The sequence below is a fragment of the Brotonthovivens ammoniilytica genome (assembly GCF_025566885.1).
In the GTDB taxonomy this organism is placed as follows: Bacteria; Bacillota; Clostridia; order Lachnospirales; family Lachnospiraceae; genus Brotonthovivens; species Brotonthovivens ammoniilytica.
This window is the reverse complement of record NZ_JAOQJQ010000001.1, coordinates 503,033-526,890: the sequence shown is the minus strand read 5'-3', so window position 1 is coordinate 526,890 and position 23,858 is coordinate 503,033. Positions and strand designations below refer to the sequence as shown.

The 23,858-nt window shown below is 41.2% G+C and carries 20 protein-coding genes; 3 read left to right on the top strand and 17 right to left on the bottom strand.

Translation table 11 applies throughout. From position 1 onward, the window contains the following. Nucleotides 1-5: 5 nt before the first annotated feature. Nucleotides 6-1,559 carry a fucose isomerase gene (locus tag OCV88_RS02380; protein WP_158424029.1) on the bottom strand — a complete coding sequence of 518 codons (1,554 nt, stop codon included), beginning with the start codon at nucleotides 1,557-1,559 and terminating at the stop codon, nucleotides 6-8. A gap of 259 nt (nucleotides 1,560-1,818) precedes the next feature. Here OCV88_RS02380 and OCV88_RS02375 point away from each other — a divergent pair, with 259 nt between their 5' ends. Continuing rightward, nucleotides 1,819-3,291, top strand: a complete 1,473-nt coding sequence (locus OCV88_RS02375) for a helix-turn-helix domain-containing protein (RefSeq protein WP_158424028.1) — start codon at nucleotides 1,819-1,821, stop codon at nucleotides 3,289-3,291. A 58-nt stretch (nucleotides 3,292-3,349) separates the two neighbouring features. On the opposite strand, the gene OCV88_RS02370 is transcribed toward OCV88_RS02375, so the two are convergent. From OCV88_RS02370 to OCV88_RS02350, 5 genes are all read right to left on the bottom strand, one after another. Beyond that, nucleotides 3,350-4,570: an aminotransferase class V-fold PLP-dependent enzyme gene (locus tag OCV88_RS02370; protein ID WP_158424027.1), complete on the bottom strand. Its 1,221-nt coding sequence runs from the start codon at nucleotides 4,568-4,570 to the stop codon at nucleotides 3,350-3,352. A gap of 66 nt (nucleotides 4,571-4,636) precedes the next feature. Beyond that, nucleotides 4,637-5,068 (bottom strand): SufE family protein, encoded by a 432-nt coding sequence (locus tag OCV88_RS02365; RefSeq protein ID WP_158424026.1) that lies wholly within the window; start codon nucleotides 5,066-5,068, stop codon nucleotides 4,637-4,639. A 36-nt stretch (nucleotides 5,069-5,104) separates the two neighbouring features. Further along, nucleotides 5,105-5,545, bottom strand: coding sequence for a hypothetical protein (locus tag OCV88_RS02360; protein WP_158424025.1), 441 nt, complete (start codon nucleotides 5,543-5,545; stop codon nucleotides 5,105-5,107). A gap of 2 nt (nucleotides 5,546-5,547) precedes the next feature. After that, nucleotides 5,548-6,852: an MFS transporter gene (locus OCV88_RS02355; RefSeq protein WP_158424024.1), complete on the bottom strand. Its 1,305-nt coding sequence runs from the start codon at nucleotides 6,850-6,852 to the stop codon at nucleotides 5,548-5,550. A gap of 77 nt (nucleotides 6,853-6,929) precedes the next feature. After that, nucleotides 6,930-8,456 (bottom strand): fucose isomerase, encoded by a 1,527-nt coding sequence (locus OCV88_RS02350; RefSeq protein ID WP_158424023.1) that lies wholly within the window; start codon nucleotides 8,454-8,456, stop codon nucleotides 6,930-6,932. 310 nt (nucleotides 8,457-8,766) lie between these two features. On the opposite strand from OCV88_RS02350, the gene OCV88_RS02345 reads away from it, so the two are divergent. Then, nucleotides 8,767-9,693, top strand: a complete 927-nt coding sequence (locus OCV88_RS02345) for a LysR family transcriptional regulator (protein WP_158424022.1) — start codon at nucleotides 8,767-8,769, stop codon at nucleotides 9,691-9,693. On the opposite strand, the gene rlmH is transcribed toward OCV88_RS02345, so the two are convergent. Further along, nucleotides 9,684-10,163, bottom strand: a complete 480-nt coding sequence (gene rlmH / locus OCV88_RS02340; protein WP_158424021.1) for a 23S rRNA (pseudouridine(1915)-N(3))-methyltransferase RlmH — start codon at nucleotides 10,161-10,163, stop codon at nucleotides 9,684-9,686. The two genes, OCV88_RS02345 and rlmH, sit on opposite strands and share 10 nt — an antisense overlap. A 171-nt stretch (nucleotides 10,164-10,334) precedes the next feature. On the opposite strand from rlmH, the gene OCV88_RS02335 reads away from it, so the two are divergent. After that, nucleotides 10,335-10,919 (top strand): xanthine phosphoribosyltransferase, encoded by a 585-nt coding sequence (locus OCV88_RS02335; RefSeq protein WP_158424020.1) that lies wholly within the window; start codon nucleotides 10,335-10,337, stop codon nucleotides 10,917-10,919. Between the two features lie 117 nt (nucleotides 10,920-11,036). On the opposite strand, the gene OCV88_RS02330 is transcribed toward OCV88_RS02335, so the two are convergent. The 10 genes from OCV88_RS02330 to OCV88_RS02285 form a co-directional block, all read right to left on the bottom strand. Further along, the gene (locus OCV88_RS02330; protein WP_158424019.1) at nucleotides 11,037-12,197 is read right to left on the bottom strand and encodes a chitobiase/beta-hexosaminidase C-terminal domain-containing protein; all 1,161 of its coding nucleotides are present in this window, start codon (nucleotides 12,195-12,197) and stop codon (nucleotides 11,037-11,039) included. A 22-nt stretch (nucleotides 12,198-12,219) separates the two neighbouring features. Then, on the bottom strand, nucleotides 12,220-13,059 hold the full coding sequence (gene folD, locus OCV88_RS02325) for a bifunctional methylenetetrahydrofolate dehydrogenase/methenyltetrahydrofolate cyclohydrolase FolD (RefSeq protein WP_158424018.1): 840 nt from the start codon (nucleotides 13,057-13,059) through the stop codon (nucleotides 12,220-12,222). A gap of 61 nt (nucleotides 13,060-13,120) precedes the next feature. Then, on the bottom strand, nucleotides 13,121-14,791 hold the full coding sequence (locus tag OCV88_RS02320) for a formate--tetrahydrofolate ligase (protein WP_158424017.1): 1,671 nt from the start codon (nucleotides 14,789-14,791) through the stop codon (nucleotides 13,121-13,123). 74 nt (nucleotides 14,792-14,865) lie between these two features. Further along, nucleotides 14,866-17,442 carry an FtsK/SpoIIIE family DNA translocase gene (locus OCV88_RS02315; protein ID WP_158424016.1) on the bottom strand — a complete coding sequence of 859 codons (2,577 nt, stop codon included), beginning with the start codon at nucleotides 17,440-17,442 and terminating at the stop codon, nucleotides 14,866-14,868. Nucleotides 17,443-17,466: 24 nt separating this feature from the next. Next, nucleotides 17,467-18,342: an undecaprenyl-diphosphate phosphatase gene (locus OCV88_RS02310; RefSeq protein ID WP_158424015.1), complete on the bottom strand. Its 876-nt coding sequence runs from the start codon at nucleotides 18,340-18,342 to the stop codon at nucleotides 17,467-17,469. Between the two features lie 80 nt (nucleotides 18,343-18,422). Continuing rightward, entirely contained in the window at nucleotides 18,423-19,100 is a 678-nt protein-coding gene (locus tag OCV88_RS02305) for a ClpP family protease (protein ID WP_158424014.1), read from the bottom strand. Nucleotides 19,101-19,310: 210 nt separating this feature from the next. Continuing rightward, a complete protein-coding gene (glgA, locus tag OCV88_RS02300; RefSeq protein ID WP_158424013.1) occupies nucleotides 19,311-20,762 on the bottom strand; it encodes a glycogen synthase GlgA in 1,452 nt (483 codons plus the stop codon). Between the two features lie 18 nt (nucleotides 20,763-20,780). Beyond that, on the bottom strand, nucleotides 20,781-22,061 hold the full coding sequence (locus OCV88_RS02295) for an O-acetylhomoserine aminocarboxypropyltransferase/cysteine synthase family protein (RefSeq protein ID WP_158424012.1): 1,281 nt from the start codon (nucleotides 22,059-22,061) through the stop codon (nucleotides 20,781-20,783). A gap of 77 nt (nucleotides 22,062-22,138) precedes the next feature. Further along, nucleotides 22,139-22,867: a YebC/PmpR family DNA-binding transcriptional regulator gene (locus OCV88_RS02290; RefSeq protein WP_158424011.1), complete on the bottom strand. Its 729-nt coding sequence runs from the start codon at nucleotides 22,865-22,867 to the stop codon at nucleotides 22,139-22,141. Between the two features lie 49 nt (nucleotides 22,868-22,916). Continuing rightward, entirely contained in the window at nucleotides 22,917-23,822 is a 906-nt protein-coding gene (locus OCV88_RS02285) for a hemolysin family protein (RefSeq protein WP_158424010.1), read from the bottom strand. Nucleotides 23,823-23,858: the final 36 nt, after the last annotated feature.

Below are 23,858 nucleotides of genomic sequence, written 5' to 3'. Positions count from 1 at the left end.
ATTTTCTATGCCTCGACAACTTCTAACCCGACAGATTTTGCAAATAACTTCAATTCATCAGCACAATCACCGTATGTAAGAGGTATATGCTGTCCGAAATCAATCTGTTTCTCATAAAAATCCCGATTGTCTTTTACCTGGAAAATAACTGTATGTGTGCAATTTGGGCATGATTTATAAGCTCCCCCCATAATCGTTCCCTTTGCAACGAATAACTTGCTGCAATCCGGAGAGAGACGGCACATTGTGATTACCTGTCCTTTATCTTCTTTAAAATCGTTGCGCATAGTTGCACCCCAGCCGGAATAAGCAAAGGGCTGTATGCCATAGCTGCTGTCTGGGCCATCCAGACCACGAAGTTTTCGATTGGACACGGAATGAAAAGTAAACATCAAATTCTGCTCACTTTCAATATTCCCCTCTTTCCAGTCATCATTAGGCAGATCTTCCTGAGTCAACGGTGAATACGGTGCTCTTGCAATGCCATGATCATATACCATTGGATTTGTTTCTCCCATATAAGTAGAACATCCGGAAGCATTTGTAAGAAGCTGCATGGATAGTGCTGCAATGGCATCCGCTTCACAGGCAGAAGGAATGCCTATTTCATTGTTCAAAGAATGTGTCAGGCAAAATGTTACTTGTTCTTCATTTGCCCGTCTGGTTGCACAAAACTGAGGACATGGTGCCACAAATGCATTACAGTCATATTTTTTCAGAAACTTTTGTACTATATACCACATTCGTACAGAAATCAAAATTTTGTCTCTTTGTAAGCCAACTTCGTTGGCTCCCTCAATTAATTCATCTGTAATTTTTTCGATTTCCTTTTGGTCTTCCTCTGTAGGATTTAACCCCATACGTCCCGGTGTTGTATGATTAGCCATTGGATCCCCCGGCCGGAACTGATCCAGGATTTCATGAATATTCACAGCTCTAAATCTGGTTCCCAGAATGCGTGTCACCTCATGCTGATTATAAAATGCATTTGACGTAATATCACTTCCTGCTACTTCTCCCATTCGTACAACTTGAAGTATATTTGTATGCGCCATAACTTTTCGAAGACGAAGAGCATGCATTTGCTTAACAGCATCCTCCCAATAGAAATTTGTATATCCTTCTTTTCCGTGAGCCCGCACATGAGAGATCGTCCTTGCATACATACAGCAGGTTTGAGGCTGTATCATTACTGGCTTATTTGTACGTTCTGCTACTTCCACAACAATGTCACCCCGGACCATCTGCAGTGCAAACAGATATAAATCTACATTCTCATTATCTTTTGTAATTGTTTCAAACATTTCTTCTGAATAAGTCATTTCATCATCACGAACAACATAAATAGGATCCATAATATGAATCAGAGGATCATTCTCAAGATGTGCATTTACATCCTCAATAAAATATTTAGACATTTGGGCCTGTGCCATGGACTCAAACTCCGGTGTCAACTGTTCCGTTGGTGCCATACGGCATGGTCCCTCAAAAAAATAGTTGTGTACAAGGGCCAGATATACTGGTCTTACGTTCAGCTTCATTTGAATACCTTTTTTCATTCTTAATACCTCTTCCTTTCTCTTGGTCAACAGTGTCTTATTTCACGATTCCCCCAAATAACTTGGTAACTCTATTAAAACATAGAACATTTATCAGAATAACATACGGATCGTATGAATATTTTTTTATATCTATTGATTTTTTAGACGATACGTCCTATACTTCAAGCAAATATCGTAATACTTTTTAAACTTTACATTTTCCATACTATTTGACAGACATGTTTCACACAAGAATAAAGGAAGGTACATATTATTTATGAAATTAAGCATGTGGATCCTGCATGAATGGCTAAAAAAATACAACCCTGAAAGCAGCATCAAGGACAGCAGGTTAAATATCAGTTCTGTCCGTCTATTTTCACCTGACATCACTATGGACAGCAGCATTCTTTATATAGGCTGTGCAGAAGACTTTTCTCAACCGAAAAATTTCGGTACACTCTGTATACACGGAAACGATACTATACATCTGAAAACCGTCCGAAAGGAAGAAGTTTTAAATGCCCTCCTGCAGGCATTTGATTTCTACTCACAATGGAATGATCATATGTTAGAAATGATTTATTCCGGTCAATCAGCTTCTGATTTGCTTGCTTATACAGAAAAACTATTTCCATACCCGGTTTTTCTGCTGGATTCCAATCAGAGTCTGCTTGCCATGTCTCTGAATACAGATTACAAAACGAAAAACACCCAGTGGGAAAACCTGAGAGAATTTGGCCATTCCGATATCAATTTAATTCTCGATTTTAATGCAAATCATTCCTATGTTTTTCAGTATACCGGACTTTATCATCTGAAATACACAAATTTCGCAGACCATCCTGCTTATTTCTATAATTTCTTTATTAATGAAAATCTGGTAGGACTTGCCGGGCTGGTAGATGATGAAGATAAGTTTTCCAGAGGAATACTGGATGTATTTATCCTGTTATGTCAGTATTTTGATCTCTGGTTTCAGACTCATGCCCAGGAACAAAATACATTATTATTGGAATCCGTCCTTCACCAGGCATTTACCGAACAGCCCTTTGATTCAGATTCCCTGCAAATTCAATTCGAGCGCATGGGCTGGCCTTCTGGCTGCCAAAAACTTTTAATTGTTCTGGAAAATATTTCAGAACAGTTTAATCTGAATAACCAGTTTTGTAGAATCATCAACCATTCTGTCCCTGACTGCTACGCCATATTACACAATCAAAATGTATGTATATTGTGCGGCTGTTCCTCTAGAACAGATCTCCCCATCAGCTGGAAATTAAGAAATTATATAAAGAGCGGAAATTACTATGGATGTTATAGCGATACATTTACAGATTTCAAAAACCTACATGACTACTTTTGGCAGGCATTTGTTACAACAGAATTCTGTCAAAAAAAGCCCGGGCATTTAGCCTCTTACAGAGAATTTACTCTAACATACGCTTTCTCAATTATTCACCGATATATGGATATCCGTTTTGTCCATCCCGAGGTATTGCTTTTACTGGAATATGACCGGGCACACCATACAGAATTCAGCAAGACTCTTCACGCATATCTGAGGTACGAACGGTCTCCGGTTCGAACTGCCGAATATCTGAATATTCATCGTCATTCTCTGGGATACCGTCTAAAACGTATTTATGAATTATGTAATTTTGATCTGAACAATGAAAAAGACAGACTGCATATCTTAAATTCTTATGCATATCTGTCTGATTTTGAAAGCAGCCGGCTGCTTCAATAAGCTGTCCGGCTGCCTTCTTCTTTTACCTTTTTAAATTTTAAATACTATCCATCCCAAATTAACACCATTTACGCAGCATAGCCACCGACTTTTCCATAGCCTGTGCCAGTATATGAATTTCTTCTCTGGTATTATAAAAGGCCGGGGAAAAACGAAGAAGGGATTCGTATCCCAATTTTCGCAGAACAGGCTGGGCACAATGATTTCCCGACCGGGCGGCAATCCCAAATTTGTCCAGGACACTGGCCAGATCATAAGGATGCACTCCATCTACAGAAACGGATACTACACTGTTCTTTGGCTGTTTCCCACCTATAACAGTGACTCCTTCCATCCCGCGCAGGGTCTCCTCCAGCTCATCCGTCAGTTCCTTTTCCCAGGCCGCTATCTCTTCCAGTCCAATTTTGTTCATATACTGCATAGCTTCAGCCAGCGCAATATCGCCTGCATAATTTGGTGTCCCCGCTTCCAGACAATAAGGCACTTCCCCAAAGGTAGTATCCTTAAGATCAACAATATCCACCATTCCTCCGCCAAAACGTACCGGCTGTATCTCTTTTAGATACTCTTTTTTTCCGTACAGAACCCCTGTTCCCGAAGGTCCCAGCATCTTATGTCCTGAAAAAGCTAAAAATTCACAGTCCAGCTCTTTTACATTCATACCTCCGTGACGCATCGCCTGGGCTGCATCCACACAGACCGGTATGCCTTTTGCATGTGCCATAGAAATAATCTGCTGCAAAGGCAGTATCGTTCCTGTTACATTTGAGATCGCTGTTACAGATAAAATAACTGTTTGTTCGTCCAGCTCCTTTTTCAGCCTTTCCAGATCTAATACATCTCCTTCTACAGGGATGACTGTAAATGTACCACCGGCCCTTTTCGCTGCCTGCTGCCATGGAACATAATTTGAATGATGCTCAAACTCAGTTACCACTACTTTTTTTCCAGGTCCCAGACGCGGAAATGCATATCCTGACGCCAGAAGATTCAAACTGTCTGTGGCCCCGCTTGTAAATATAATCTGCCTGGAATCATCGCAGCCTATAAACTCTGCTGTTGTCTGCCTTGCTGCCTCATGCGCCAGAGTAGACTGTTCGCTTAAATAATGAATTCCGCGGTGCACATTGGCATTTTGATGACAATAATGAGAGGTCCAGCACTCCATCACCTGTCTTGGCATCTGTGTTGTTGCGCCGTTATCCAAATAAATTAACGGCCTGTGATTGACCGTTTCACTCAATATGGGAAAATCTTTTCTGATTTCTTCTGTATTCATATCATACCGCCTTTTATGTTTCCGATCTGTACCGGAAACAATTTAATTCTTTACATATGATATCATTTATGCCCGCTGTGCGCCAGCATAATTACAGATTCTTTCAATCAACTTTAACATTCCGTGAAATCGATCTGTTGAAATCTGAGACCGGATTGATGTACGTTCTAAAAAATCCAGCCGGGCATTACAGATTTCCTCTGGATATCGTTTATCAAAAAGCTTTGCTATAACTGCAGCAATTCCCTTTACAATTAAAGCTTCACTGTCTATACGCACCCGAACTCTTCCATCCTCAAAGGATAATACAACCCAGAGCCTGGCCTGACATCCTTCAATCAGGTTTTCCCGTATCTTTTCCTCCGAATATACTACAGGCATATCTGCTGTCAGACCCAGAAGACATTCATATTGTATCATCCAGTCCTCAAGAGAGTTAAAATCCCGGATAAACGCTTCCTGCTCTTCTTCAATTGATATACAATCACATTCCGCCACTGTCTGCCACCTCACTGTGATTCTCTGTATAAAATCTCATCCCTCATGTATTTTTCCGTCTTTCTCTGTTTTTGCTGACAGCTCAAACACTGCCCTTGCAATCAGCTTCGTATCTGTTAATTTCGCTGTCACCTCTCTGGGAAAAGAAATCCCCATCAGCTTTTGTATTGCCATTAATAAAAGAATTTTTTTATTCATTGCGGATGTCGTCCCTTCGCAGGAGGCTTTACTGTCAGCTTTAAAAGCATCTTTTCCAGTCATCTGAATGGTTTTTGCAACACTCATCTGTGCCAGTGTATCCAGGCTGTAAATATCATGACAAATGCCATATAATGAATATTTACACAATATAAACTGATATAGTATTTCATGAAGGCTCTGCCAGTCGGTAAAATTACCGGCTGACAGTATCCTGGCATATCCATCTGCTTTCTTTTTGCAGGACAGCAGATCATCCATATTTTTAATCATTGACATTTCTATTTCTCTTTCAACTGTTTTGTCAAAGCCTCTGCCTGCTCTTCCGTCATAAAATCACGATTATATTCATGTTCATTGATAAACAGGACAAGAATAACAACACCAACAGATGCAATCGCAGCAATCACATAAGACATCCTCAGACTTCCGGTAGCATTCAGGACATTTCCATTTACCATAAAACCAAAAGATGAAACCAGCGCCTGAATGGGAAAAAGTACGCTGTTTACTTTTTTAAATCCGTGACGTCCAAAAACAGCCGCCGGCAGTGATGTAGTAAAATTTGCACTTCCTCCAAGAGCCAGCGCAAACATAATCAGGAATACAATAACCAGTGCAGGAATTTCTGTTACTTCCAGTAATAATGCCGCGGCATACCAGATTCCAAAGAAAATCATTGTCTTTTTCGTTCCGATTTTCTGATCAAGAGCACCTATAATCCAGGAACCTGCAATCCCTGCAAAAGCAAGAATTGTCATAATTTTTACAGCCTGAGCCTGTGTAAATCCCACCTGCTGATTACGGACAACCAGCTGGGTAATAATAATTGTAGAAACAAACTGGAACCCCCCGGATGCCACGGCTACCAGCCAGAATGTTTTTTTCGAAAAAAGTTTCTTTACGGTCCAGCCGCCGTCATCATCGGTCTCGCTGTTAAAATACTGCGAATGATATTCTTCATCAGAAACATTATCCGGATTCACGCCTCTCTCCTGGGGTGTATTCCGCATAAGGAAAAGCCCCATAACTGCAAGAACAATGACTAAAACCGCTGGAATTACCACTGCATTTTTAACTCCAAGTCTGACCACTAAAATAGTAATCAACGGTACAAAAAATCCGGTGGCCATATTGTGTCCCATGGTGGTATATCCCATAACGATTCCTTTTTTCTTTGGAAACCAGGATGCTACCAGTGCTCCCCCCGCAATATATCCTGCGCTCATGGCACCAATGGTACAGACACACAGGGATATCCCATATTGTACCAGACTTCCTGCATGACCCATTCCAAAGTAACCAATTCCCGCAAGAATCAGACAGATAAAAGATGTCATACGGGCACCGATTTTCCGGTTGACCCATCCGAGAATAAAGAAGAAGATAACCCCCACCATAGCTGCAACTGTTCCCATATTCAGAACATTTCCTGCGGGTATCCCCAATCTTTCCGCAACTGCAGGAGCAACAATATTAGAACTGTCATTTACCATGCCCGCATAAAACCAGAACATTAACAGACAGTAAATAATCGTTCCCCACCCTTTACCAAAACCAAATAATTCACTCATATTCCGTTTCATTTTCACACACTCCTGTTTCTTCTCATAATAAGGACTCTGATCAGCAGATTCCTCATGTTTAAGCTTTCGCTTTCAAATTATGCAGTTACTACTTCCATGCCAAGGCACTCTCCAAGCATTTGCAGTTCTTTTACATAATTACCGAATGTAATGATCATGTGATTTCCAAAGTTGATCTGTTTATAGAAGAAATCTTCCTGATTTTCTACAGCAAAGAATACACCTTCATCACAATTCACCCGGTCATAACCGGAACCTGCCACTACTTTTCCCTTTCCCACAAAAAGCCGTTTTGCATCCGGAGCAAAACGCATAAGTGTAATCTCCTTTCCGGCATCCTGAGAGAAGTCATAGCGGATCGTAGCCCCAAATCCACTATATGCAAAAGGTGCAAGACCATAAGAAGATTTTTCTTTCCCATATCCGTGCATATTTCTGTTTGGTGTCGAATGAAATGTGAGATACAGATTTTCCCTTTCATCTGTTATATGCTTCAAATCCTCATCAGAGAATCCCTGAAGCGGAATCATCTTTCCGTCTTTATACATTACAGCATTGGTATTTCCCATATAAGCAGCCTGGTGTGAAAGACTTTCCATTACAGTCATGCCAAGCAGGGCATTGATATCAAATTCGCAGGCAGAAGGAATCCCATTTTCATTATTTAAAGAATGTGTCAGACAGAAAGTAATCTTTTCTTCATTGAGCCGTCTGGTGGAACATGCATCAGGACATGGAATCGTAAATGCATTACATCCATAAACATCCAGCAATTTATTCACAAGATAATATGCTTTTACGGAGGAAATAACCATGTCCCTTTCCATACGTACCTCGTCTGCACCTGCAATCAGTTCATCACTGATTTTTTCAATTTCTATCATATCTTCCGGGGTAATATTATAGGCTTTACGTCCCGGCAGCGTCGGATTTGAAGCCGGATCCACCATATGGAGCTGATCAAACAGCTCATGTACATTCAGATAACGGAACTGTACCCCCAGCTTTTCTGTTACGTAGTTTAAATCTACAAAATTATCCGATGAACTGTAAGAGCGGGAAGAATTAAATCTGCTGGCAAGTAAAACTCTTGTAGATGCCAGAACTTTCCGTGTCCGAAGCACTTTCATATGTACAGTAAGATCCTCCCAGTTACGGTAAGCATAAGCTTCAAATCCTCTGTTACGTACTGCGGAAGTGTTCACTGCCGCTTCACAGCACTGGTAGGGCATTACAGCCTGGGGTTTATGATAGCGCTGTGCAAATTCCACATAAATATCACCACGCCCGATTCCGAAAGAAAACAGATAGAAATCAACATTTTCAATTCCTTCCGCCATTTTTTCAAACATCTCTTCCCGGCTTAAAAACCAGTCATCACGCTCAACATATATAGGCTCTAACAGATTAACTTCTTCTGGCATATGCTTCTTTACATCTTCTTTAAACTGCTTGTAAAGTTCCATATTTGCCATAATATCATAATCTTTTTCCAGCTCCTCTCCCTGGCCAAAACGGCAGGGCCCCTCATACCGGTATTGATGGATCAGACCAATAAAAATCGGTCTTACATTCAGCTTAACATCAGCTAACTTCTGAATCATATTCTTATTCTCCTTTTTTACAGACCCAATGCTCTGTTTAATTATAAAAGTGATTATAAGAATAAACAGCAGAATCGTAAAACGAATTTCCCGCATAACCTGTTCACAATTCTGAATGTTAATAAGAAAATCTTTAGATTCACAAAAAAAACCTTCCTTATATTCCATTTATGAATATTGTTATTCCTTTATTTCCAGGTATCATTTGAATACTGCAAAACTAGTACATACAAAAAAAGACAACATTGCATATCCGTATTTTTTCCGATATAATTGACTAATCGACAGAATCATATTTGGGGGAATATTTATGTATCAGCAGGGTTATTTTCATATTAGTTTACAACAAATCTACTATTTTATTGAGGTTACAGACTGCCGAAGTTTCAGTATAGCAGCACGAAACCTGTATACAACCCAGTCTACCTTAAGCAAATCTATTTCCGCTCTGGAACAGACCCTTGATGTACAGCTTTTTATTCGAAATAATAAACGCCTGCTTCCTACAAAAGCCGGTGAACACTTTTATGAAAAATGGAAAAAAGTATTGATGGATATGGAACAATCCATTAACGAATGTCGAATCCTTCAGGGGGGACATTCTCATTCCCTGTCTATCGGCGTTTTGGACACTCATAAAACAGAAGATTTTTTACAGCCGGTTTTACTTCAGTTTCGGCAGAAATATCCTGAAATAACAATTACTGTTCATGCCAGTTCCGCACAGGATGTGCGCAAACAATTATTCAATGACAGCCTGGATCTGATTTTTACAGTTTTGTATGATATTGAGCAGCTAGATCCCAAAGAGTTTCAGACATTCCTTATTGACGAATGCCCCCACAATGTCTGTATGCTTAAAAGCAATCCTTTGGCCAAAAAAGAATATTTGGAACTAGAAGACCTGAAAAACAGCCGCTTTGTAATAGTCTCTCCTATGTATGTTCCTACTTACAGCGGTATGATTGAAGATCTTTTTGCCGGCACGGGCATCCAGCCGTGTTTTTTCAAGCACACAAACAGTGCCAATGCTCTTCCTTATAATCTGCTGGACGATTCTGATGTATTTATTTGCGACCGCCACTATAAAGACTATGGAAACCCGTCTTTTGCTTTTCGTCCGGTGATTCATACAAAAAGCGGTATCATTGCTACCTGGAAACAAAATAACAAAAATACCGCATTAGAATTCCTAATCAACGAAATCCGCTTATATTGTAAATCTTCTTATTTATGATATGGTTCTCCATGTATAATCCGATAGCTCCGGTATATCTGCTCTAGCAGTATGACCCGCATCAGCTGATGTGGAAATGTCATTTTTGAAAAGCTTAGTGCATAATCTGAACGTTTCAGCACTGCCGTCCCCAGTCCAATAGAACCGCCAATCACAAAAATAACATGGCTTTTCCCCTGAATCCCAAGATGATTTATCTTATCCGCCAGATCTTTAGAACCAATCATCTTACCTTCTATCTCCAATGTAATGACATAGGCATCATCTTTCAAATATCTTAAAATCCGCTCTCCTTCTTTCCTGCGGATTTCCTCTTCTGCCAAAGCGCTGGCCTGGTCCGGTGTTTTTTCGTCATTTACTTCTATGATTTCCAGTCTGCAGTATTTACGCAGGCGCTTGGAATATTCTGCAATAGCGTCTTTTAAATATTTTTCTTTGATTTTTCCAACGGTAATCAATGTAATTTTCATCACTGTCCTCCATGAAGCTTCTCTGCCCGCCCCGGGCAGAAATATTATTTCACACTTTAAATCTTCTTTCAATCCTGACTTTTTTCTCCTGTGTCCATATGGTATAATATTTTTAGAATCCATCTGATTTACAGATACTAAATAAAATAATGAATGTACGAGGTGAATATTTTGAAACTACTGGAAGAAAAAATCCTTGCTGAAGGACATGCATTGGATGAAAACATTTTAAAAGTGGACAGTTTTATCAACCACAAGGTGGATCCCCAGCTGATGAAAGAGATCGGGAAAGAATTCGCAGAGCATTTTAAAAATCAGGGAATTACAAAAGTAATTACTATCGAAAGTTCCGGAATTGCACCGGCACTTACTACTGCAATCGAAATGAATATCCCTCTTGTTATTTTAAAAAAACAGCCATCTCAGGTGCTTAACCAGGATCTTTACCACACTGAGGTTGCATCTTTTACCAAAGGAACCAGTTATGAACTGACACTTTCCATGCACCAGATCGACGAAAATGATCACGTACTTATTATTGACGATTTTCTCGCCAACGGTGAAGCTGCCACCGGCGCCCTTCGTCTGATTCGAAAAGCCCATGCTACCATAGCCGGAATCGGCGTATTAATCGAAAAGGCCTTCCAGCCGGGACGGAGTAAATTAGAGGAGCAGATGATCCCCGTATATTCACTGGCCCGTATTTCAAAATTAGGAAAAGATCTGATTGAATTTGTTTCTGAGCATCAGGAATAACAGATATCATTTCTTAATAGCAAAAAACGAAATGACCCAGACGGAATCTTATCATTCCCTCCGGTCATTTCGTTTTTTATATGGTTCTGACAATCTCTGCTAGAACCTCCTGATTCTTTATTCACTGTCCGATTCCGGATAATAAATAAAATTTGTCTTTAGCACTTCGCTGGATGCTCCGGTTTTATCATTTACTGCAATTACCGATAAAATATTGTTGCCTTCCGGCATGGTTAACGGCCCCTGATATTTCTGTGATTTTACCGTGGGCTCTGTATCATCCCAGGTGTAGTAAACAGATACCCCATCCGGAACGGAAATCGTAATATCCTTTGCACTGGTAAACTGCCCCCCGTCCGGCGACACAACCGGCATATCCGGTATGGCAAGCTCGATCTGATAAGTTTCCTCCAGCACTTCTGAAAAATCTCCGTTCTGATTTTTACTGACGGCTTTCAGAATCGTTTCCCCTTCCTGACGGATGGGGATTGCCTCATCTGCATATTTTTCCCCGCTGCTGACAGGATCGCTTCCATCCAGCGTATAATAAATTTCAAGCTCCTTATTCTGAACGGACAAATTCAGTTCCATAAAATCATTATAGGTGCCTCCCGCGATATCCACAGACGGAACTTCAATGAGATAATCTTCAAACAGCGCCAGAATCGCCTCATCAGAAACGCCGTCTTTCAGGGCGGTAATTTTCTCATAGGAATCACTTGCAGCATACAATTTTAACAGCTCCTGATACCCTTCCAAAGATGCAGAGTCAATGGCCAGAACTTTTTGAAATTCTGCTTCAGCCTGATCTGTCTCTTTCAGCTCTGCATATATTTTTCCAAGAAGCAGATGGCCCTCTAAAGCATTATTTTCTTTTTCCAGAGCCTTTTTCATAATAGTTTCTGCATCTTGATACATTCCGGTATTGTATTTGATTTCGGCCTTTTTATACAAAGAATCAAAAGAATTCATATGCCTGTACCAGAAACATCCGCCAAGGACTGCTGCAAGACAGACCAGAAGCAAGATCAGCATAAGAATCTTCTTTCTCTTTTTCTTCTGAAACTTCTTATTTCTTTCTTCCTTTTCTTCTAATTCCTGCTCTTCTTTTTCTTTTTGCTGTTTCTTTTTTTCTGCTTCCTTCTGTTCATCCAACAGTCTAGACAGATATTCGTCTTCTAAAATCGTATTCTCTGAAACAATCTGAGCTTCTTTCCCGCACACAGAGCAATATACACAGCCAACTTTAAGTTCTGTTCCGCAATTTGCACATTTCATCAATTATCACCACGTCTATTTCCTACAGATCAACTGAATTAACACAATTGCTCATCAGCATTGCAATGGTCATAGGTCCCACACCTCCAGGCACCGGAGTAATGGCTGACACATGAGGTTCTACCTTTTCAAAATCCACATCCCCGCAGAGTTTCTTACCTTCCATGCGGTGTATCCCCACATCAATGACAACTGCTCCCTCTTTTACATATTCATCTGTAATATATTTGGGTTTACCAATAGCTGCAATCAAAATATCCGCCTGTCTGCAGATTTCTTTCAGATTTTCTGTTTTAGAATGTGCTACTGTTACAGTGGCGTTCTCCCGAAGCATCAGCATGGCCATAGGTTTACCCACAATATTGCTTCTTCCAATCACCACACAGTGCTTTCCTTCTATTTTGATATCTGACCGTTTCAGCAGCTGAATAATACCGGCAGGTGTGCAGGGAAGAAAACCGTTTTCTCCAATCATCAAAGCGCCTGCACTCTGAGGATGAAACCCATCTACATCTTTCGCCGGAGCAATGGCGTGAATAATCTCTTTTTCATCAATATGCTTCGGAAGAGGAAGCTGGCAGAGAATCCCATTGACATCCTCACGGCTATTTAATTGGTGAATCAAATCCAGCAATTCTTCCTGGGTAGTCTCCTGTGGCAGTTCATAAGCCAGAGAATGTATCCCAATGTAAGCGCAGGCGTTTTTCTTATTTCTAACATACACGCTGGAAGCAGGATCTTCTCCCACCTGAATCACTGCAAGAGTGACATTTGTTCCTTTTTTCTCATACTCTGCAGTTTTTTCTTTTAATTCATCTTTTATTTCCTGGGAAATTTTTTTCCCGTCAATTAAATACGCCATTTCCTGAGCCTCCATATTTCTTAAATTTACCTGCGGGATAAATAGCTGCTCCCCGCTTCTCTTAGAAAAGTCCCGTAATTACTCCCTGGTTATCTACATCAATATTATTCGCAGCAGGTTTCTTTGGCAGTCCCGGCATTGTCATAATAGCACCTGTAACCGCCACAACAAATCCGGCACCTGCAGACACATATACTTCACGCACATTTACCGTAAAGTTTTCCGGTCTTCCCAGCTTATTCTGATCATCAGAAAGAGAATACTGGGTTTTTGCCATACATACCGGGAACTCACCCATGCCAAGATCCTCAATCCGTTTCAGTTCTTTATTAGCCGCATTGGAATAGGTAACTTTGTCTGCACCGTAAATTTCTTTTGCAACAGTTTCAATTTTCTCTTTTAAGGACAATTTGCTGTCATAGAGAACTTTAAAATTACTTTCTTTGTTTTCTAAAGTATCCAGCACTTTTTCTGCCAGTGCAATTCCGCCCTGGCCGCCTTTTTCCCATACTTCTGATAAAGCAAACTCACAGCTGCGTTCTTTGCAGAACTGTTCAATAAAATCTGTCTCTTCTTTCGTATCAGTTACAAATGAATTTAATGTTACAACAACCGGAACCTGATATTTCTGCAGGTTTTCAATATGTTTCTCCAGATTTACAATTCCTTTTTTCAATGCTTCCACATTAGGTTCACTTAAATCTGCTTTTGCAACACCGCCATTGTATTTTAAGGCTCTGACTGTGGCAACTAACACTACTGCATCCGGTTTTAAACCTGACATTCTGCACTTGATATCAAAGAATTTTTCTGCTCCCAGATCTGCGCCGAATCCGGCCTCTGTAACTACAATATCCGCCAGTTTTAAAGCGGTCTTTGTAGCCCGCACACTGTTGCAGCCATGGGCAATATTAGCAAAGGGGCCGCCATGAACAATAGCCGGTGTATGCTCTAGTGTCTGAATCAAGTTTGGTTTCAGTGCATCTTTTAATAATGCCGCCATAGAACCTGTAGCCTGAAGGTCATCTGCTGTCACCGGTTTTCCGTCAAAGGAATATGCCACGATCATACGTCCCAGACGTTTTTTCAGATCTTCCATATCATCAGCCAGACAAAGCACTGCCATAATCTCAGATGCTACCGTAATAACAAAGTGATCTTCACGTACCATTCCGTCCATTTTGCTTCCAAGACCTACAACGATATTTCTAAGAACTCTGTCATTCATATCAAGGCAGCGTTTCCATACCACCTGTCTTGGGTCAATGCAAAGATGATTTCCCTGCTGAATATGATTATCCAATAATGCAGCCAGCAGATTGTTGGCAGATGTAATGGCATGAAAATCTCCCGTAAAATGAAGGTTTAAATCTTCCATTGGAACAACCTGTGCGTAACCGCCTCCGGCAGCTCCGCCTTTAATCCCAAAACACGGTCCTAAAGAAGGCTCCCGCAGGGCAAGCACAGCTTTTTTCCCCAGCTTCCCAAGCGCCTGGCCAAGACCGATGCTTGTAGTAGTCTTTCCTTCACCGGCAGGTGTTGGATTGATTGCTGTAACAAGGACTAATTTACCATTTTCATTGTCTTTCATCCGGTCCATCAATTCATCGGAAAGTTTTGCCTTATATTTTCCGTAAAGTTCGAGATCATCCTCAGAAATATTTAATTTCTCAGCTACCTTAACGATGTGTTCCATTGTTGCTTCCTGTGCAATCTGAATGTCTGTTTTCATTGGTTTCCCCTCCTGAAAAGTGATTTAAATTTGTAAGATCTATCTGCAAATGAAATATCTTCATTGTGCATGCATTATACATACTCGTCCACGTACTGTTCAAATTCCTCCATACTCATCAAAACTTTACGCGGCTTCGTCCCCTCTTCCGGTCCTACCACACCGGCCTCTTCTAGCTGGTCCATAATTCTGGCTGCTCTGTTAAATCCCACTTTAAACATTCTTTGGAGCATTCCGATAGAACCTTTTTCTTTTTCTATAATAAACTTTCCGGCTTCTGCAAAATAAGCATCTCTGTCATCTGACGGCGCTGATAAACCTCCGCCGCCTCCCACAGAGGAAGCAGCCGCATGTTTCACTTTTTCTTCAATTTCAGCACTATAGCTTACCTGTCCGTTTTTTTCCGTGAGAAAATCCACCACATCCGAAACTTCTCTGTCCGAAACAAATGCACCCTGCACACGGACGGGCTTTTGATATCCCTGAGGATAAAAAAGCATATCACCTTTTCCAAGCAGCTTCTCAGCGCCGTTCATATCCAGAATGGTTCTGGAATCCACGCCTGACGTAACGGAAAAAGCAATTCTGGAGGGCATATTAGCCTTAATCAATCCGGTAATAACATTTACTGATGGTCTCTGGGTAGCGATAATCAGATGAATACCGGCTGCCCTGGCAAGCTGTGCTAAACGGCAGATGGCATCCTCCACATCTCCCGGAGCCACCATCATAAGATCAGCAAGCTCGTCTACAATAATTACAATCTGCGGCATCTTCTGGGGCTTATTTTCATCCTCAATATCTTTTATGGATTCAATCTTCTTATTATACCCCTTCAAATCCCGCACGTTATATTCCGCAAACTTCTGATAGCGGTCTGTCATCTCAGCAACAGCCCAGTGTAAAGCTCCCGCAGCCTTTTTGGGGTCGGTCACTACCGGAATAAACAAATGGGGAATCCCGTTATATACACTAAGCTCAACGACCTTGGGATCAATCATAATTAATTTTACATCATCCGGGTGCGCTTTGTACAGAATACTCATAATAATTGTATTGATACAGACGGATTTACCGGAACCGGTGGCACCGGCAATCAAAAGATGCGGCATTTTTGCAATATCTGCCACAATCACATTTCCTGCAATATCTTTTCCGGCAGCAAAGGATATATTTGAGCTGTGTCCCTGAAATTCATTGGACTCCACCAGATCACGAAAAGCAACCGTTACATTTTCTTTATTGGGAACTTCAATGCCGATGGCAGCCTTTCCCGGAATCGGCGCTTCCATACGGATATCAGCCACCGCCAGATTCAGCTTAATATCATCCGTCAGCCCTACAATCTTGCTTACTTTAACTCCCATTTCCGGCTGGATTTCATACCGGGTTACAGACGGTCCGCAGGTCACATTTGTGACATGAGCTTTGACTCCAAAATTGGTCAGAGTCATCTGAAGCTTTGCAGACATTTCCTGAAGATGCTGTCTGGAATCTCCGGAAGCATTGGGATCTCCTTTTTTCAACAGAGATACCGATGGAAACTCATAATCATATGTATCCGGTCTAGGCGATGCAATCTCTGAAGAAATTTCACTGATTTCTTCTTTTGAAGTCTCTGCTTTTTGTTTTTTCTTTTGGGGAACAGTCTTTTGTTCTGCTTCCCGGGGCTCCTGTACTGCTTTTTTAGATACCGGCATCTCTCCCGCCACATGAATCACCGGTTCAGAGTTTTGGCCCCAGAGCCCTTCTGACTGTCCTTTACTGATCTCTTCCTTTACAAACTCCGACTGCTGCTGACTGACTGCTGCAATATGATTGTCCATATCCAGCTCATGCAGCGGCTCTGTCTCAAGAGGCGGAAGATCAGAATCAATTTTAAGTTCGCTTATGTCATCTGATTTCCTGCTTTTCTTTTCAGGAGGAATAATCGTTGTGTCCACAGCCACTCCGGATACTTTCTGGTCCATTCTGCGCTTTTTACGGGCTTCCTGTTCTGTTTTCCTGCGCTCTGCCCGTATTTCCTGCTGCTGCTTTCTTTTTGCGGCATCTTCTTTTGCAGTTCGGTATACTCTAGAGCTTCCTTTTTTGATTCCGCCAAAAAAGGAGCGTTCTGTCAACAGTACCCCGCTGATAATCAACACTGCAATGGTGACCACATAGGAACAGGCAAGGCCAAAAGCATTCACAAATACAGAGCCCAGCACAATTCCCAGGAAACCTCCGCCATTCTTTGTCTGTGCACAAAGTTTCACCGCATCAAAGAGAAAAACCTTTTCTGTTCCGTTCATCAGCAGATGAATCAGCACACACAAAAAAACAAGCAGCAAAATGCCTGCCGTCGTCTTCATAATCACCTTTCCGGAATGTTTTTGATTTGCCGTCAAAAACGCACTGATAAAAAACAGCCAGAATGGGAAAACATAGGCCATCAGGCCAAAGGCGCCAAAAAAGAAAGCACTGACGCCGCGTCCAAAGGTGCCTCCTTTTCCTATGTTACAAATAAATATAATAATTGATATTGCTAAAATCAGCAGAAGTATAACTTCACTCCTCAAAGAAAAGGCAGTTCCCGAACCTTTGCCGCGTCCGGTGCCTTTTTTTCTTGAGGATCTCTTTCTTACTCCTGATCTCCTTTTTTTTACAGCCATAAAACCTCCAGCTTAAATTACTGTTTACACAAAAAAGTACCCGCCAACAGATAAGGCCCCCACTGCCAGACAGTATATTGCAAAATATGTAAACTTCTTTTTTCGAACTACTACAAGCATCGTCTTAATACAGATATAACCGACCCCTGCAGCTACTGCCATTCCCACCAGATAATTTCGGATTTCCATAGGCGCTAAAGAAACGCTGCCAAGTTCCTTTAACTGCAGCACCAACGCTCCCAAAATAGCCGGTATGGATAAAATAAAGGAATACTTTACCGCAAACTTCCTGTCAAATCCGCTGATCACACACGCAGCAATGGTTGTCCCGGATCTAGAGAGCCCCGGAAGTGTGGCAAGTCCCTGACAAATACCAATCACAAAGGCATTTGTATTTGTAATGTCCCGTGGCTTTTTATGACCGTCCCGGACACGGTCTGAAATCACCAGCAGCACCGCCGTTATCAGCAGACAGATACCGGGAACCAGTAATATTTCCGAAGCTGCCGTGACAAGATCTCTTCCCACAAAACCGATAATGCCAGTTGGAATGGTGGCAATGATAATCAACAGTACAAATTTTCTGTAACTGTTTCTGATAATTCTATGATAACGTACAGATTCTTTTCCGGAAATATTTCTTATAAATAATATGAAATTTAGAACTACATCTATTACCATTTTTACAAATTCGGCAATCAGACGTATAATATCTTTGTAATATACCACAAACACAGCTGCCAATGTACCTACATGAAGCAGTACATCAAATAAAATCCCTGTGTCAGTCTCAACATGGAATAAAATCTTAAAGATCGCCAGATGTCCGGAACTGCTGACCGGTAAAAACTCAGTCAAACCCTGAATCAGCCCCATTAATATTGACTGTATGAGAGACATAACTTCCTCCCCTTCCTGCAATTTATCTGCATATACCGACTGTGAGGCAGCCGGATTCTGGAGTTATTCTATCACAATTTCTAATAATTGTCATCCGATTCATAAATCATCTGATGTAATTTATTGACTGCCTGGGAAATCCCCCCCACTTCATTGATAATCCCCTCCTGTACAGCATCAAATCCTACCAGTATTGTTCCAAGATCTTTTGTCAGCATACTGGTATTCATCATCATTTCCTCAATGCGGGATTCCTTTACCTGACAATGGTCAGAGATAAAACCTGCAATTCTGTCCTGCATCTGCTTGAAATAATCATAGGTCTGGGGCGCACCGATGATGGTTCCGCTCATTCGCACCGGATGAATTACCATAGTTCCGGTAGGCACAATATAAGAATAGTCTGCTGCCACTGCCAGAGGCACTCCGATGGAATGGCTTCCTCCCAGTACCAGCGAAACTACCGGTTTACTTATAGAGGCAATCATCTCAGCGATGGCAAGTCCGGACTCTACATCTCCTCCCACTGTATTTAACAAAACCAAAAGCCCGTCCACATTTTTATCATCTTCAATCTCAGCCAGCTGAGGAAGTACGTGTTCATATTTTGTTGTTTTACTGGTACTTGGAAGGGTTTCGTGTCCTTCTATCTCTCCGATTACCGATAATAAATGGATTTTATGCTTCTGCTTATTATTATCCATACAAATCTCACCGAATTTCTCAATGGATTCCTGTTTTTGCTGCTGTTCTCCCATACTTATTCCTTTCTTTTAAAGTGTTCCTGTATTTTTAAAAACCCTTTCTTTTCTGAAATAAGTATGTATCATTTTCCAATTTCTATTCAGGAAGCAAAATATCATGTGAAGAGTGCTGTTTCATCCGGCTGGAAACGATTGATACAAAAAAACCCAAAAGAGAATGATTCTCAGCCAGTATCAGACAGAACCATTCTCTTTCGCAGCTTTTTAAATACCAATCAGATAATTATATACATCCTCATAACGTTTCGCGGAATTTTTCCAGGAAAAATCTTTTGCCATTCCACGGTCAATGATTTTATTCCATTCCCGTTTATTTTCAAAAAATACTTTTTTAGAATAATTAATTACATTCAGCATATCTTCGCCATTGTAATTTGTAAAGGAAAATCCGTCCCCGGTTCCTTCATATTCATTGTAAGCCTGCACGGTATCTTTCAGTCCGCCAGTCTCCCGGACAATGGGCACTGTACCATAACGGAAAGAAATCAGCTGTGTCAGCCCGCAGGGTTCAAATGCAGAAGGCATTAAAAATGCATCCGCAGCCGCATAAAGTTTATGGGCAAGATCATCATTATAACAGATATTGGCAGATATTCTGTCTCCATACTTCCATGCATAATGACGGAACATATTTTCATACTGCTCTTCCCCTGTACCAATTACAACCAGCTGGGTATGTTCATCCGCAATGCGCTCAATGGCATAATTGATCAAATCCAGACCTTTCTGATCGGTCAGTCTTGAGATCAGTCCAATCATATATTTCTTTTTATCTACAGTTAATCCTAACATTTCCTGCAGTTTTATTTTATTCTGAAACTTCTTTTTCCTGAAATTTTCTACTGAATAATTGGTGAAAATTTTCTGATCTGTCTGGGGATTGTATATCTCGTAATCAATGCCGTTTACAATTCCCTGCATATCATAATGTCTTGCAGACAGCAAACCGTCCAGTCCCTCGCCATAATATGGTGTCTGTATTTCATTGGCATAGGTCTCGCTGACCGTTGTAATATAATCTGAATATACAAGTCCGCCTTTTAACATGTTAGCGTCCTTTTGAAACTCCAGCTTATCAGGGGTAAACAAACGTTCTTCCAGCCCGCTGATGCCTTTTACATACTCTGCATCCCAGACCCCCTGAAATCTCAAATTATGAATGGTTGTAATTGCCTTCATTCCCCAAAAGAACATATTTCCCTGAAATTCATTTTTCAAATACACTGGTATCATCCCGGTTTCCCAGTCATGGCAGTGAATCAAATCCGGCTGAAATCCGATGACCGGAAGCATAGATAACACAGCTTTATCAAAGAAGCAGAACTTTTCGATATCGTATTTAATATCTCCATAGGGAGTAAAACAGGTAAAATACTCTTCATTGTCAATGAAATAGTATGTAATTGTGTCCAATTTGTACTGCAGGACCCCGACATATTTATCTTCCACATACGGCCCTGTTTTCATATAAAAATGTGTTACATACTGAAACTGGCTCCGCCAGGACTCCGGAATGCAGCTGTAGTTGGGAATTACAACTCTGATATCCCAGTACTTCTTATCAAACCATTTCGGCAGTGCCCCGCAGACATCCGCCAGTCCCCCGGTTTTAATAAACGGTACACACTCAGATGCGGCAAAAAGAACTCTTTTCATAATTTGTTTCCCCCAAAATTATATTTTTTCTAAGGCCTGTTTTAAATCGTTAATAATATCCTGTGCATTTTCAATTCCTACTGACAGACGAATCAAATCCGGAGCAATACCGGCCTCCTTTAGCTGTTCATCTGTCATCTGGCGGTGTGTATGGCTGGCCGGATGTAAAACACAGGTTCTTGCATCAGCTACATGTGTTACAATGGCAATCATATGAAATTGATCCATCATTTTTCCCGCCGCAGCTCTGCCGCCTTTTAATCCGAAGGAAATCACCCCACAGGTTCCACCAGGCAGATACTTCTCAGCAAGAGTATGATATTTATTATCCGGAAGTCCTGCAAAGTTTACCCAGGCAACTTTTTCATGATTACTTAAAAACTCTGCTGTTTTCCTGGCATTCTCACAGTGTCTTGGTACACGCAGATGAAGGGTTTCCAGTCCGATATTCAAAAGAAATGCATTCATAGGCGACTGCATAGAGCCAAGATCTCTCATCAGCTGGCTGGTGGCTTTTGTAATATAAGCATTTTTCCCAAACTTTTCTGTATACACAATACCGTGATAGGATTCATCAGGCTGCGTCAGCCCCGGAAACTTATCCGCATTTGCCTGCCAGTCAAAATTTCCGCTGTCAACAATACAGCCCCCCAAAGATACCCCATGACCGTCCATGTACTTGGTTGTGGAGTGCGTCACAATATCGGCCCCCCACTCAAAGGGTCTGCAGTTAATTGGTGTGGCAAAGGTATTGTCAACAATCAGCGGAACACGATGGCTGTGGGCCAGCTTTGCAAATTTCTCAATATCTAAAACTACAAGGGTCGGATTTGCAATGGTTTCCGCAATAACAGCCTTGGTATTTGGCTGAAACGCCTGATGAAGCTCTTCCTCTGATGCGTCCGGATCCACAAAGGTACACTCAATTCCCTGCTTTTTCATAGTAGTTCCAAACAGATTGAAGGTTCCTCCATAAACTGAATTTGAACATACAATATGATCTCCCGCTTCACAGATATTTAAAACTGCAAAATAGTTAGCTGCCTGCCCGGAAGAGGTCAGCATAGCTCCTGTGCCGCCTTCCAGCTCACAGATTTTCTGCGCCACAGTATCACAGGTAGGATTCTGCAGACGAGTATAAAAGTATCCGCTTTTCTCCAGATCAAACAACTGTCCCATTTCATCACTGTTATCATATTTAAACGTGGTGCTCTGACAAATTGGCAGCACCCTGGGCTGTCCGTTTTCCGGCTTCCAGCCCGCCTGTATACATAAGGTATCCAACCCCGGTTTATTCATTGCTTTATCCTCCCGTTTTCTGCAATCAAGACAAATGACCTGCAGATAGCATCAACTGCCGTCTGCAGGTCAAACCTTTACTCTTCCCAGTTATGATAAACCTGCTGAACATCATCATCAGCATCTAATAAATCCAAAATTTTGTTAATGTTTGTCAGATCCTGCTCATCTGTCAGTTCAACATAGGTCTGAGGAATCATAGTAACTTCCGCACTGGCCATTGCCAGCCCCGCATTTTCAAGAGCCAGCCTCACATCGCTGAAGCTGTCCGGATCCGTAATAATTTCAAAGCTGTCCTCTTCTTCTGAAAAATCTTCCGCGCCTGCATCCAGCGCTGTCATCATCAGATCATCAGCCTCCATCTCACATTCTTCCCGGTCAATGATAATCTGGCCTTTTTTGTCAAACATGTAAGAGACACATCCCGGAGTTCCCACATTTCCTTTTCCTTTTGTAAAAGCATTCCGGACATTTGCCGCCGTACGGTTTTTATTATCTGTCAGCGCATCTACAATAATGGCTGTACCGCTGGGGCCATAGCCTTCATAAGAAACATATTCGTAATTTACCGAACCTGCATCTCCTGCAGCCTTTTTAATACCGCGGTCAATAGTATCATTTGGCATATTGTTAGATTTGGCTTTTGCAATAACATCCCGAAGCTTGCTGTTATTTGCAGGGTCCGGTCCGCCTTCTTTTACGGCCACTGCAATTTCACGGCCGATAATTGTAAAAATCTTTCCTTTTGCGGCGTCATTTTTTTCCTTTTTATGCTTAATATTTGCAAATTTTGAATGTCCTGACATAACTTATCTCTCCTCACTTCTGTATATCTTTCTATCATCAGAATCTATCTTAGTTATTTTCTGCCGGTTTCTTCCCAGGGGACTCCGATTCAGCTTCCTGTTTTGTAACCTTTACTCTTTTTATCAGCTTATTCTCCACAAGAAGCACATCAAACCGGTATCCAAAGGCTTCCAGATGAAACTGTTCACCGTCTGATGGAATTTTATCTATTAATGAAACAAGAAAACCATTTAAGGTATCATATTCTTTTAATTCTTCATGACTAATATCCAGCATTTCGCATACTTCATGAAGAGGCGCCATGCCGTCCATCAGATAACTTTCATCGTTCTGACGCACAATGCTTAACTCCTCCTCATCGTGTTCATCCTGAATATTTCCCATAATTTCTTCTATAATATCTTCTAAAGTTACAAGACCTGAGGTCTGACCATACTCATCCACCACAACTGCCATGTGCACCTTGTTGGTCTGCATTCTCTTCAAAAGATCATTAATGCTTCTTGTTTCCGGAATAAATGGAAGTTCATGAATCAGTCCCTCAATCTGGTTTACCGGCTGATCCATCACATCCTTCCGGAGAATAAAGTTTAGAATATCCTTGATATGTATGACACCGATAATATTATCAATATCTTCCTGGTATACCGGATATCTGGAATAATTCTGATCTTCAATGAAAGCCAGCATCTCTCTAAATGTACTGGCCCCGTCCAATGCCGCAATATGCTTTCTGTGTGTCATAATATCTTTGGCATCTTTGTCATCAAACTCAAAAATATTATGAATCATCTCCGCCTCACTGGCAAGAATTACACCCTGCTCATGTCCCTCTTTTACCATAGAAATAATTCCTTCTTCGGTGACATCGTCAGGGTTTTCCATCTGTCCTTTCCTGAACAAAAATCTCCAGCCTTTTTTTATCTGCTTAAGCGGATTCCCGCCATCATCCATTTTTATTCTGCTCCTTAATTATCAATATAATAAAAA

What these genes read in the sequence shown, in the direction of transcription:
- OCV88_RS02380 (WP_158424029.1), bottom strand. Translation starts at nt 1,559, where the DNA reads ATGAAAAAAGGTATTCAAATGAAGCTGAACGTAAGACCAGTATATCTG.
- OCV88_RS02375 (WP_158424028.1), top strand. Translation starts at nt 1,819, where the DNA reads ATGAAATTAAGCATGTGGATCCTGCATGAATGGCTAAAAAAATACAAC.
- OCV88_RS02370 (WP_158424027.1), bottom strand. Translation starts at nt 4,570, where the DNA reads ATGAATACAGAAGAAATCAGAAAAGATTTTCCCATATTGAGTGAAACG.
- OCV88_RS02360 (WP_158424025.1), bottom strand. Translation starts at nt 5,545, where the DNA reads ATGTCAATGATTAAAAATATGGATGATCTGCTGTCCTGCAAAAAGAAA.
- OCV88_RS02355 (WP_158424024.1), bottom strand. Translation starts at nt 6,852, where the DNA reads ATGAAACGGAATATGAGTGAATTATTTGGTTTTGGTAAAGGGTGGGGA.
- OCV88_RS02350 (WP_158424023.1), bottom strand. Translation starts at nt 8,456, where the DNA reads ATGATTCAGAAGTTAGCTGATGTTAAGCTGAATGTAAGACCGATTTTT.
- OCV88_RS02345 (WP_158424022.1), top strand. Translation starts at nt 8,767, where the DNA reads ATGTATCAGCAGGGTTATTTTCATATTAGTTTACAACAAATCTACTAT.
- rlmH (WP_158424021.1), bottom strand. Translation starts at nt 10,163, where the DNA reads ATGAAAATTACATTGATTACCGTTGGAAAAATCAAAGAAAAATATTTA.
- OCV88_RS02330 (WP_158424019.1), bottom strand. Translation starts at nt 12,197, where the DNA reads ATGAAATGTGCAAATTGCGGAACAGAACTTAAAGTTGGCTGTGTATAT.
- folD (WP_158424018.1), bottom strand. Translation starts at nt 13,059, where the DNA reads ATGGCGTATTTAATTGACGGGAAAAAAATTTCCCAGGAAATAAAAGAT.
- OCV88_RS02320 (WP_158424017.1), bottom strand. Translation starts at nt 14,791, where the DNA reads ATGAAAACAGACATTCAGATTGCACAGGAAGCAACAATGGAACACATC.
- OCV88_RS02315 (WP_158424016.1), bottom strand. Translation starts at nt 17,442, where the DNA reads ATGGCTGTAAAAAAAAGGAGATCAGGAGTAAGAAAGAGATCCTCAAGA.
- OCV88_RS02310 (WP_158424015.1), bottom strand. Translation starts at nt 18,342, where the DNA reads ATGTCTCTCATACAGTCAATATTAATGGGGCTGATTCAGGGTTTGACT.
- OCV88_RS02305 (WP_158424014.1), bottom strand. Translation starts at nt 19,100, where the DNA reads ATGGGAGAACAGCAGCAAAAACAGGAATCCATTGAGAAATTCGGTGAG.
- glgA (WP_158424013.1), bottom strand. Translation starts at nt 20,762, where the DNA reads ATGAAAAGAGTTCTTTTTGCCGCATCTGAGTGTGTACCGTTTATTAAA.
- OCV88_RS02295 (WP_158424012.1), bottom strand. Translation starts at nt 22,061, where the DNA reads ATGAATAAACCGGGGTTGGATACCTTATGTATACAGGCGGGCTGGAAG.
- OCV88_RS02290 (WP_158424011.1), bottom strand. Translation starts at nt 22,867, where the DNA reads ATGTCAGGACATTCAAAATTTGCAAATATTAAGCATAAAAAGGAAAAA.
- OCV88_RS02285 (WP_158424010.1), bottom strand. Translation starts at nt 23,822, where the DNA reads ATGGATGATGGCGGGAATCCGCTTAAGCAGATAAAAAAAGGCTGGAGA.